Annotated in this window: 4 protein-coding genes; all 4 read left to right on the top strand. The window is 44.7% G+C overall.

From position 1 onward, the window contains the following. Positions 1-372: 372 nt before the first annotated feature. The 4 genes from QME20_RS17500 (at position 373) to QME20_RS17485 (ending at position 12,596) form a co-directional block, all read left to right on the top strand. Entirely contained in the window at positions 373-3,189 is a 2,817-nt protein-coding gene (locus QME20_RS17500; protein WP_281716317.1) for a TonB-dependent receptor, read from the top strand. A 130-nt stretch (positions 3,190-3,319) separates the two neighbouring features. After that, positions 3,320-4,840, top strand: coding sequence for a tryptophan halogenase family protein (locus tag QME20_RS17495; RefSeq protein ID WP_281716316.1), 1,521 nt, complete (start codon positions 3,320-3,322; stop codon positions 4,838-4,840). 290 nt (positions 4,841-5,130) lie between these two features. Beyond that, positions 5,131-8,181: a TonB-dependent receptor gene (locus QME20_RS17490; protein WP_281716315.1), complete on the top strand. Its 3,051-nt coding sequence runs from the start codon at positions 5,131-5,133 to the stop codon at positions 8,179-8,181. 83 nt (positions 8,182-8,264) lie between these two features. Beyond that, complete coding sequence (locus tag QME20_RS17485) at positions 8,265-12,596, top strand: alpha-1,6-glucosidase domain-containing protein (RefSeq protein ID WP_281716314.1); 4,332 nt, start codon at positions 8,265-8,267, stop codon at positions 12,594-12,596. The last annotated feature ends 159 nt before the right edge of the window (positions 12,597-12,755 follow it).

Here is a 12,755-nt window from a genome sequence, read left to right as displayed (position 1 = left end):
TCTGATCAGAGTCTGGAGGAATAGTTCAAAAAAATCCCCACTAATTACTTAGTAGGGATTTGTGTATAAGAGACAGGCTTTAAGCGGGCTTTTTTGTGCGCGCTTATTAACAACTCTGCAGAAATACCTGTAACAAAATTACAACTATCTGCCGTAAAAGTCCCGTACAATCCATATTGTGTTGTTAAATTACATAAAGGCCTGCGTATCCTTTGTTAACGGCGTGTTGCACAAATTTTATTGAATACGTATGCAGGCAATTGTGCAAACCCTAGGTCCTCTATAGCATTATGCCGACGAGATGTATTGTCATTTAATTGTCATAAGAACAACAAAAAGACAACAACTATAACCGTATGGGACACCCGTTTTATGAAACAATTTAAACCCAACCTAATTAAAGCTGCGCTTATTTCAGGCGGTATGGCGTTTGGTAGTGCACCAGCATTTGCACAAGATGCAAACACTGATGCTGTTGATGAAGCAAATCTTGAAGTAATTCAAGTTAGCGGTATTCGCGGCAGCTTACAGCGTGCTCAAGCAATCAAAATGGATAACACTTCAATTGTTGAAGCGTTATCAGCAGAAGATATTGGTAAGTTACCAGATACCAGTATTGCAGAATCAATCGCACGTCTTCCTGGTGTAACTGGTGAACGTCGTAACGGTCGTACAAGTGGTATCTCTGTTCGTGGTTTTAACGAGAACTACGTTGGTACGTCACTAAACGGTCGTGAACTTCTAGGTATGGGTGATAACCGTGGGGTTGAGTTTGACCTTTATCCAACGGAAATCATTTCAAACATTCTGGTATACAAAACACCAGAAGCGGGCATGACTACCCAAAATATCGGTGGTTCAATTGACCTTCAAACGGTTAAGCCTCTAACGGCAGAAAGCACGTTTACCGTAAACGGCACGTTCGAAAAGAATGCTGAAGACTCTCCAAACCCAGATTTTGACAACGACGGTCACCGCATTTCTGTAAACTTTGTCGATCAATTTGCCGACGATACCATTGGTTTAGCGTTAACTGTTGCGAGCATGGAGTCGCCGCGCCAGGAGCAATACTTCCGCGGTTGGGGTTATGCAGATGTCGGTTTTGATAGTGAACTACGTGATTTGGATTCAGTGGAAGTACCTGCTGGAACTGTAGTCCTTGGTGGACATGACTCATTCCAGCGCTCAGCGATGCTTGAACGTGATTCAATAGCGGCAGTAGTTGAATGGGCTCCAACTGATAAATTGAATATTCAGCTAGATGCTCTTTACATCGACTTTGTTGAAAATGATGTGCGTCGAGGCGTTGAAGAAGGTGGCCCTGAGTGGGGCCCTAATCCGTATGTAATTACCGGTGTTGAAAATGGGCTTGTAACGAGTGGCTATACAAATGGCTTTTATAGTGTCGTTCGAAATGATGCGCGTCAACAAGATGCTGACTTAACAACGGTTGGTGTTAATGTCGAGTATCAAATTAATGACTCATGGACAGCAGAGCTAGACTACTCCACTGGTAAAGTAGAGAAAGAGATCATAGAGGTAGAGAGCTATTCTGGTGTCGGTCGTGCCGGTATTGACGGACGTCCCCTTACTGCACGCAGTTGGGAAATGACGTCTTCTGGCGTACTGTTTTCTGACCACCCAACCATTGCACCGGTTGACCTTACCGACCCAACACTTATTAGCCTTGCAGGTCCGCAAGCCTGGGGAGCACCACCTTTACTAGAGTCTGACGGACAGGATGGCTTCGTAAACCAACCGTTTTTTGAAGAAGAGCTTGATACCCTTCGTTTCGACGTTAAGGGTTATGTAGATTGGGGTGTGGTAACAGGCCTTTCTGCAGGTGTTGTTTACTCTGACCGCTCAAAATCTAAAGATAACAATGGTGCATATCTTACAGCGCCTTCTTATCCAGATGATGCAGCAATACCCGATGTGCTTGGTGTAACTAACCTTAATTTTATCGGCATTAATGGTGTGCTTGCATATGACTCACTGGCGTTATATGAAAGTGGATATTACATTGAAAACGATGCGAGCCGTGTTCAAAATGACCGTCTAGGTGATACTTACACCGTTGATGAAGAACTACTTACTTTATACACCAAACTAGACCTAGAGATGGAATTTGGTGATATTTGGGTGCGCGGTAACGTAGGCCTGCAAGTAGTAAGTGCGGATCAAGAATCTACAGGCTTTGCTACTACATCAGATACAGTAGGGTACACGATTGCAAACCCTATATCGGGTGGCACTGATTATACAGATGTGCTTCCAACACTTAATTTATCTGCAGAAGTTGCTGAAGGTCAATTTGTACGCTTGGGCTTAAGCAAAGTAATTTCTCGTCCTCGTATGGATGATATGCGTCCGAATACACAAGTTACATTTGCTTTCAATGACGGACAGATAACTAGTGATAGCCTTGAAAATGGCCCATGGAGTGGTAGTGCGGGCAACCCTGAGCTGCGACCACTTGAGGCTAATCAATTTGACTTGGCGTACGAAAACTACTTTGCAGATACGGGCTATGTGGCTGTGTCTTTCTTCTATAAGGATATAAAAAACTGGCATCGCGACACTTCAATTGTAGAAGATTTTAGTGAATTTTATATTCCAGATTTGCACAAAGGCTCTGAAGGTCAAACTCCAGTGCTATTTGAGGGGCAAGTTAACCGAGTATTGGATGGGTTCGAGGGGTTTGTGCGTGGTTACGAACTTCAGGGTTCACTACCCTTTGACATGATCCACAATTCACTCGAAGGTTTTGGCTTGTTCGCGAGTGCAACCTTCATGGATGGTGAAGTTGACGCGGCACCTGGCCAAACTGAAACACGTATTCCTGGCTTGTCTGAAGAGTCGTACAGTATGACTTTCTTCTATGAAAATGCTGGCTTTGAGTTCCGTTTGGCTGCAACAAAACGCGATCAGTTCCTGACTGAGGAAAGAGGTACAAGTCTTGCGCTTGTTGATGCAACGAAGCAAGGCGGTACGCTTGTTGATGCGCAAATTGGCTATGACTTTAGCGAGTCTGGTATCGAATATCTAGAAGGCCTTCGTGTTACTTTACAAGCACAGAATCTGACCGATGAAGATGATATTCAAGCGTCAGCGGCTGACGGCCGTCAAATCACGCAGTTCCAAACTTATGGAACGAACTACTTGCTAGGATTTAACTACAAGTTCTAATTTCTTCGTGTGTGTAAAGCCACCTGCTGCTTTTTGTTTTAGCTTGTGCTAAAAGAGAGAGCAAATGGTGGCTTTTCTTTTTGTATGAAAGGAACCCTTCAAAATTTTTGGTACGAATTGCGAGAAGTTTATGCAAGATCCTCATAATAAACCGATAAAGCGTGTAGTGATTGCCGGCGGTGGAACGGCTGGTTGGTTAGCTGCATCATTAATGAAAAAGGTGTTGGGTAAAGCAGTTGATATTACTCTGGTTGAATCTGAAGCGATTGGTACGGTCGGTGTTGGCGAAGCTACCATCCCCCCAATACGCCTAGTAAACCAAGTGTTAGGTATCGACGAAGCACAGTTTCTTCATGATACTAAAGCAACGATAAAACTTGCTATACGGTTCGAAAATTGGAAAACGAAGGGTGAAAGCTACTATCACACCTTTGGTGCGCCGGGCAAAAGCATGGCGTTTTGTCATTTTCATCACTATTGGGTAAAGGCGCGCCAGCAAGGCCTAAAAGACGACCTGTGGGATTTTGACCTAAATTACCATGCCGCTGAAGCGGGACGATTTGCGCAGATAAATGCCAAAGACCCAGTCGTTGAGCTACCTTTCGCCTATCACTTTGACGCCAGTTTATACGCTCAGTATTTACGAAAGCTGAGTGAAAATATGGGGGTTGTACGCAAAGAAGGTAAAATTTCACGTGTTCAACGTTTTACCGACAGCGGTTTTATTCAAGCACTTCACTTAGAAAGGGGGGACGTGGTTGAAGGGGACTTATTTGTTGATTGCACGGGCTTTAAGGGGCTATTGATAGAGGAAGCGCTGGGCGCTGGCTACGACGATTGGTCTCACTTACTTCCTTGTGATAGTGCCATTGCTGTACCGTCTGAGCGACATGAAAAAACCGCGCCTTACACGCGCTCTATTGCCCACGATGCGGGTTGGCAATGGAGGATCCCACTGCAACACAGAAATGGTAATGGCCACGTATATAGTTCACGCTATATCAGTGATGATCAGGCCTGTGACACCTTGTTGTCAAACTTAGATACCAAACCATTGGGCGACCCTAAACTGATAAAGTTTACGACGGGCAGACGACGTAAGCAGTGGTACAAAAACGTAGTAGCAGTAGGTCTATCAAGTGGATTCTTAGAGCCACTTGAATCTACCAGTATTCACCTCATTCAATCTGCAATTGTTCGCTTAATTCAGTTGTTTCCCCACAACGGCTTTGCACCGAGTTTGGAAACGGAATATAACAAGCAGTCTGAATTAGAGTTTGAACAAATCAGAGATTTTCTTGTTTTGCATTACACCGTAAATGAGCGAACCGATAGCGCCTTTTTCAATGACATGCGAAATACTACTTTGCCCGATTCCCTAGCACATAAAATTGCGTTGTTTAAAGAAAGCGGAAATCTGCTACGAGAACAAAATGATCTATTCCTTGAAAGCTCATGGCTACAGGTATTGTACGGTCAGGGGATCACTCCTAAGGATTATCACGGTTTGGTAGACAGTGTGCCTGAAGTTCAGTTAAATCAAATGTTAAAAAGGTTATTGGAAATCAAAAAAGAGCCCATTGCTAAGCTGCCGACACATGACGAGTATATAAATGGGATGGTTGCAAAGTATAAACGCGCAATGAGTTGAATAATTTCATATGGTTAGAAGTGCTGCGAACGAACGCATCAGCTAACTAAACAGGTAAAGGATAAAGCAGCCAAAAGGCTGCTTTATTCGTTTTTAAGGATGAATTGTTACAATTATGCTGGTTTTTTACTGGTAAATTAAAAATATGTTGCGCCGATGTAAATGAATACGTATGCATAGCATTGCTCCCTTTTTATACAAAACAGTAGTATTTGGTGTTGAACCATAAGAGGCATTTTTGGGGGTGGTAGTCCTAAAAGTGTCGATAATAAACAAGGAATGGGACACCAATGAAAACATTCAAACCCAGCACTATCATGGCGGCCTTGATAAGTAGTGGGGTCGCGTTTAGCGCAGCTCCTCTTTATGCCCAAGAGTCACCAGACACCTCAATAGACGAAGTTGAACGACCACAAGAAGATACCCTAGAGCGTATTGAAGTACGTGGTTTTAGTACCAGCTTGATCCAATCACTAAACCAGAAACGCTTCTCCGATACGGTTTCTGAACAAATATCTGCAGACGATTTGGGCGGACTTCCCGATGTGTCGATGGCGGATGCACTGACCCGCTTGCCGGGTATCTCTGCGGTAAGAACCGGGGGGCAAGCCGCGCAGATAAACATTCGTGGTCTATCCGGTGACTTTGTGTTTTCTACATTAAACGGTAGAGAGCAGGTATCGACCAGCGGAAGCCGGGCAATTGAGTTTGATCAGTATCCTTCAGAGCTTATTAGTGAGGCGGCGGTTTATAAATCTCCCAAGGCATCGCTTATTGAGGGGGGTATAGCGGGTACGGTAGAACTTAAAACTGCATCACCACTTGCCATTGAAGAGCAGCATAAATTCAGCGCCAACATGCGTGGCATGTACAACGATAGAGCGTCAGAGGTGAGTGATGCTACAGAGTATGGACATAGACTGAGTTTTTCATATCAAGGTAAATTCCTTGACGATACGCTAGGTGTATCACTAGGTTATGCTCGTTTATTCCAACCGAGCGTTTCTACTCAATTCATTGGTTTAGCTTATAACGGTCAAGTTGATGTAGACGGACTTGAAGGTGATATAGACGGGCCAGCAGATTGCCCCAATTGTGAACTCATTTCAGAAGGCTTTGAAATGCAGCACAAGGGCGGGGAAGAGACTCGCGATGGTTACGTTGCCGCGTTTGAATGGGCACCTATCGATACCTTTACACTTAAAGCTGATGCTTTTATCTCGAAATTTGACTCCGAAGCCTTTGCACGTGGGTTTCGCGTTAATCTAGGTGGAATAAACGCTGGTATAACTAATCCTGTAGTAGTAAACAACAGCGTAATTGGCGGCACATTTTCTCGTGCAGACAACAGCTTTACCCGTGTTGAGTTGGTAAACGACGACAATCAAGATTTCGACAGTGTTACCAACTTGGGCGTGAATGCTAGTTGGGAGATATCGCCAGATTTAGCGGTTCAGTTTGACGTCTCCCGCTCAAGTGCTGAAAGCGACTTTAGAAACGGCTTACTGTGGTCGCTTGTTGGCGAAGACGCGACAGCGGCAAACCCCGTGTTCGACGAAAACGTTCAAATTTCTTATTTGCTCAACGGACTAAACTTACCTGATATCGGTTTTAATCAAAGTGATGCTTTTACAGACTTAGACCGTGTAATGGTAAGTAAATACGGCATTTATCCGTATGAAAACAAAGATGAGTTAGACGCCTATCGCGTAGACTTCCAATATTATGTCGATGTGCCAATCATTTCAGGCTTTGAATTTGGCTATCGTTATTCAGAACGGGAATATAACAATGACCGCTCTGTGTTTGAATACGGCAATGACAGTGCATTTTCAGTCAGCGAACCGCCACTTCAGTTAACTTCTGATATGGTCGAAGAGGTAAATTGGAGCGGTGATTTTGGTTATTTTCCAAGTTATCTTTCCGTTGATCTAGACAGTGCACTTAATGCTTGGTTTCCAAACGGTAGGCCACACCCTGTTCAAACGTGGGGACCTGGCGCTGCCGGCGTTATTAATGGTCCAGGTACAGGGCCAGCTACTGCGTGGACGCTACAAGAAAGTGGCGATGTATTTGAAACTGTGAATTCTGCTTACTTGATGGCAAACATTAATACAGAAATTGGCAGTATTCCTGTTACAGGTAATGTTGGTGTTCGTTACGTTAAAAGTAAACAAAGTTCAACGACGCTACAGCGTGCTACTCAGTTAATTGAAGACCTTGAGACCGGAACGTCGGTTGAAGTTAGTGACCCTACGGCTGGTGCACAAAACATTATCGACGACGTAGGGTTGATTAATAACTTTTATCGCCCAGCCTTGATAAGTCATGAATATTCTGACGTTTTGCCTTCAATTAACCTGAACTTTAAACTTTCAGATGACACGCAACTTCGCGTAGCTGCTGCAAAGGTGATGGGCAGAGCGCCAATAAACCGTTTTGCAGCAAATGCGTCAACCACTATTGAAACGGTTACCGCTTTCCAAGACAGAGACTCGGGTGAAATTGCGCTTTCTAACCCCACGGCAAGGGTTAGCGGTAACGCCCGTAACAGCCCGTATTTAGAGCCATTCTATGCAACTCAATACGACGTTTCGTGGGAGTATTATTTCTCAGATACGGAAGGCGCATTAGTTGTCGCTGGCTTTTATAAAGACATTGAATCGTTCGTAGAAGACATCGAAATAGAGCCTTATGATTTTGAAGCAAACGGCATAGTAATTCCTGACAATGTAAGTGTGCCGGTTTACTTGACGCCAGAGTTTGCAGGACAGGAAGCCGAACTAGCGCTTGATGAAAATGGCGACCCTATCTTTATTACCGTCCCTACTGAAAATGGTAGCTACAGCACAGCCGTAAACAATGCCGAAGGTGGCTATATTCGCGGTTTAGAAATCGCCTATACGCAAATTTATAGCATGCTGCCTGGTATGTGGTCAGGCTTAGGCGTTAGCGCAAGTTACTCTTACACCGAAAGTGAAATTCAACGCACGCTAGGTGATGACGTGTATGCCGCTAACTTACCAGGTCTTTCTGAAAACGTTGCTACGCTAACCGTGTTTTGGGAATACGAAGGTTTTGAAACTCGCTTGTCTAGCCGATATCGCGACGCATTTGTTTCGCAGCAAGTAGCGGTAAACGATCAGGTGGTTAATTTTGATGAAGAATTGGTTATTGATTACCAAGCGTCGTACGAGATTAACGACAATTGGAGCGTACTATTTCAAGTTAACAACCTAACAGACGAGCCAACGAAGAGCTATTTCTCATCAGAAGAGCAAACCGGCACTATCCAATACTTTGGTACGCAATATTACCTAGGGATGACATATCAACTATGAAAAACAGCATCTTAGGTAATTTATTTAGCAACACGAAGGAATATTCGGTTGCCAAAAGTAGCGAAAAAATTCAGGAGAATTCTATGTTTACTAAAAAAAGAGTAGTGCGCGCTGCGTTACTCGTAGTAGGCGCATATACACTTGCAGGTTGCGGTGGCTCGGGCGTAGAGTCGGGCACGAACGATCTGCTTACCTGTGAGGTTCCAAATGTACCTAATTCAACCGGTACGGCTTGTGAACCGCCACCACCTATTCAATGCGATGCGCCGCTCGTACCTAATGAAGCGAACGATGCATGTGAAGCCGGTGCTGACCCCAGTTTACCTGCACCTGTATTTACCCCTTCATCTAATCAAGCTGTACTTTATTATAATCGGGCTGCTGTTGACGCTGATAACTCAAGTAACGATGCAGCTTATGAAGGCTGGAGACTACATACTTGGAACAATGACGAGTGTGATGCTTATGCTGACGCAGACACGGATTGGGCCAACGGTCGCATTCATAGCGGTATCGATCCTAACTATGGTGCGTATTGGATTCTAGACCTTAAAGAAGGGTATGGAAGCTGTCACAATTTCATCATCCACAAAGGCACTGACGATGCCGGAAAAGAAATGGGGGGCGGAAACTTCCAGGGTTCTTTAGTACAAGATGATGAAACATTTGTACGCATGAATTTTACCCTCTCTGGCGAGGCAACCATATTCGAGTTTCCTATCATGTCTCTTGGTCCTCAGCCTGTTGATATCGAGGGTTTTGGCGCGCATTGGTTAGATGCCAACACTATTTTATGGGACGTACCTGAAACCGTTTCAGAGGTGAAACTTCACTATTCAGCAGAGGCTGACTTAGAGAGTACGCTGGAAGAGGGTATTAACGGTACTCAAGTAACGTTAATGAGTACAACACTTACCGAAGAGCAATCTGCCCGTGCGCCGCACTTATCTGCTATGCAGGCTTGGGAAGGCGACTGGTCGGTTGAAGATGCTAAAACCGTGTTGACGACACAAGCCGTAGTAGGGGGTTACGATGCTGACGGTGCGCTTGTTGTTGCGACCGGGATCCAACTGGCTAACGGAATAGACGCACTATATACGCTCGGTGAAGACGATGCTGACGAAGCTCAACTTGGTGGTATCTACTCTGATACAGGTATTACTGCCGCATTGTGGGCGCCTACTGCTTCAAATGTTGATCTTCTGATTTATAACGACAACAAGACATTAAGCCAACGTATTGATATGGTTCGCGATGATACGTCTGGTGTCTGGCGTCATGAAGGCGATATGTCCCTTGACCGTCAGCTTTACCGTTATGAAGTTACCGTCTATCACCCTATTACGGGGAATGTAGAAACGCTGCTTGTTACAGACCCATATTCTGTGTCACTAAGCACAAACGGCCGTTTCTCTCGCTTCGTAAATCTAGCTGATGATGATTTAAAACCACAAGGCTGGGATACTCATACTATTCCGACGGTTGAAAATTATGAAGATGCAGTCATTTACGAAGGGCACGTTCGTGACTTTAGCGTACGTGATATGTCTACGTCTGAGGAAAATAGAGGTAAATACCTTGCCTTTACTGAAGAGGGCACAGCACCGGTTGAGCACCTTAAAAAGCTTGTTGAAGCAGGGCTTACTTACTTCCATATACTCCCAGCAAATGACATTGCAACCATCGATGAGGATCCAACAAAAACGGTAGATTTATACGATACGGTAGGCAAACTGTGTCGCTTAAATAGCAGTGCTGCTGTATGTGAAGAAGAAAGCGCTGATGCATTGCTAATTGACGTTTACAACGGTTACGATCCTTTATCTCAAGCGGGTAAAGCTCAGCAACTTACTAATGATTTACGTAATCTAGATACATTCAACTGGGGCTATGATCCTCATCACTTTAACGCGCCCGAAGGCAGCTATGCGTCGAGTGCAGAGGGAGTAGAACGCATTGTAGAAATGCGCGCCATGATCCAAGCACTTCACGAGATGGGGCTACGTGTTGCACTTGATGTAGTCTATAACCATACCAATGCGTCTGGTGTTTTCAGTAAGTCAGTATTAGACAAAGCGGTACCGGGCTACTATCACCGTTATGAAGTGGATACGGGTGCGATTGTTCGTGAAACGTGCTGTGATGACACAGAGCCTCGCAATGTCATGATGGAAAAGTTCATGGAAGATTCGCTGCTGATGTGGACTGAGCATTATAAGTATGATTCATTCCGTTTCGACATCATGAGCCAAGCTACAAAAGACACTATGGTACGCTTGCGTGATGCGGTTCAAGCTATCGACGAAGATAACTACTTTTATGGCGAAGGCTGGACTAAAATAGACCGCGGTTACGAGCAAGCGAGCCAGCTCAATATGGCTGGTACCGAGATTGGTACCTATAACGACCGTATTCGCGAAGCTATTCGCCAAGGCGCTATCTTTAGGCCGGAAGATGAAGGGCTATTAAGCGCGCAAGACCGTGTAAAAATGGGCATGATCGGAACGTTAAAAGACTATGTTTTGGAGACGTCTTCAGGAAGTGCAGGCGCTACCAGTAACTTAGGCGGCTATGCAGAAGATCCTGCGGATATCATTAACTACGTGTCGAAGCACGATAATGAAACATTGTGGGATCAGTTAAACTACACGCTTCCACAAGATATTACTCTAGAACAGCGGGTTCGTGCCCAAAATGTAGCAATGGGTATTAATCTAGTGTCTCAGGGAATTCCATTTTTACAAATGGGCGGCGACATGCTTCGCTCAAAATCAATGGATAGAAATACCTATGATGCGGGCGACTGGTTTAACTACGTCGATTTCACCTACGAAACGAACAATTGGAACGTAGGTTTACCGTTGGCACAAGACAACGAAGCCCGTTGGGAAGAAATGGGTGAATTCATTTACAATCCAAATCGCGCGGCCTCAATGGCAGATATAATGTTTGCCTCTGATGTGTTTGCAGAATTGCTTAATATTCGAATGACAAGTCCGCTGTTTAGATTAACCACCGCTGAAGACATCATCGACCGTATAGGTTTCCATAATATTGGCGAACGCCAGCAGCGTGGTCTTATAGCGATGAGTATTGATGACGGCATATCTGAAAACAGCGAAGTACCTCGCCAAGATTTAGACATGATGAATGATGCGGTTATGGTGCTAGTGAATACAGGGTATGAAGAGAAGTCTATCACGGTAAACACAGCAACAGGTTTTTCGCTTCACGCCACACAAATGAATTCTGTCGATGCTGCGGTACGCGGCGCCACATTTGTAGAAGGTGAAGATGGTAATGGAACCTTTACCGTTCCTGCACTAACTATTGCTGTGTTCGTAAAACCACAGTCTGGAGCCCAAGGTTATGGACTATCAGCGTATGCCACGTCTGGTGCGCCTGATGTTGTTCCTTACGGCGACACCATCGCTTACCTGCGTGGAGATATGAATGGTTGGTCAACGGATGATGCATTTGCCTATCAGGGTGACGGTAAGTACACCGTAACAGCTACACTTGAAGGTGGCGTTACATATGGATTCAAATTCGCATCTGAAGATTGGAGTACAGTGAACTTTGGCGCAGCGGATGGTGAAGAAGGTACGGTAATAGCGGGTGAAGAAAAGGTTCTTGCACGTACTAATACCAACCTTTCATTTACACCAGCGACGAGCGCGACCTATCTGTTTACTATTGATGCGACTGATAGCGAAGCACCAATCCTTATGGTTGAGAACGAAGAGCCCTATGTTGGCACACCAGTGTATCTTCGTGGTGCAATGAACGACTGGGGTACGGCTGAGGAGTTTGCTTACCAAGGCGGACGTGTTTACACTTTCTCTCGTGATGTTGAGCCAGGGACTTACGAGTTTAAGGTTTCTTCAGAAGATTGGAATACCGTGAACTTCGGTGCGATCTCAGCCGATGATTCAGATCGCAACCTTGCGCCTGGTCAGACATTGGGACTCGCCGCCACTAACGACAATCTTATTTTGAACATTGAAACCGCAGACCGCTATGTGTTCGTATTCAACGTCACTGATTTAGATGCGCCAACCATTGGTGTATTTAAAGAAGCGTTTTGGGGCGACACTCAAGTTTATATTCGTGGTGGTATGAATGGCTGGGGAGCGGTCGATATGTTTGAATATCAAGGAGAAGGTGTTTATACCGCAGACATTGAATTGAGCGCAGGTAGTATTGAATTCAAAGTCGCTTCTGAAGACTGGTCGACAGTAAACCTTGGCAGCCCGAACGATGCAGCAAGCAACGTAGTAACGCCTAGCGAGCCGAAAACACTTGGCGCAAGTAACAATAATCTAATGATTGAAGTTGCAGAGTCTGGTCTATACGAGTTTAAGGTATCTGGCCCTGATGGAAATGCACCTACGTTAACGGTTACGAAAAAGTAAGACCGAATAAACGCTAATTTGGTAAATTTCTAATAAACCAAGATTTAAAAACCGCGACGTAGTTCGCGGTTTTTTGTTTTTGGCATATCTCTTGATTCTCTAGTAGTATCACCAAGAAAATAGTGGTCGTACCAGAGTGGTTGAATTTATTCAAAAGGA

The organism is Alteromonas sp. CyTr2, assembly GCF_947311905.1.
Lineage (GTDB): Bacteria > Pseudomonadota > Gammaproteobacteria > Enterobacterales > Alteromonadaceae > Alteromonas > Alteromonas macleodii.
The sequence above is the reverse complement of the archived record's forward strand: the minus strand, read 5'-3'. Positions and strand labels throughout refer to the sequence as shown.

What these genes read in the sequence shown, in the direction of transcription:
- QME20_RS17495 (WP_281716316.1), top strand. Translation starts at nt 3,320, where the DNA reads ATGCAAGATCCTCATAATAAACCGATAAAGCGTGTAGTGATTGCCGGC.
- QME20_RS17490 (WP_281716315.1), top strand. Translation starts at nt 5,131, where the DNA reads ATGAAAACATTCAAACCCAGCACTATCATGGCGGCCTTGATAAGTAGT.
- QME20_RS17485 (WP_281716314.1), top strand. Translation starts at nt 8,265, where the DNA reads ATGTTTACTAAAAAAAGAGTAGTGCGCGCTGCGTTACTCGTAGTAGGC.
- QME20_RS17500 (WP_281716317.1), top strand. Translation starts at nt 373, where the DNA reads ATGAAACAATTTAAACCCAACCTAATTAAAGCTGCGCTTATTTCAGGC.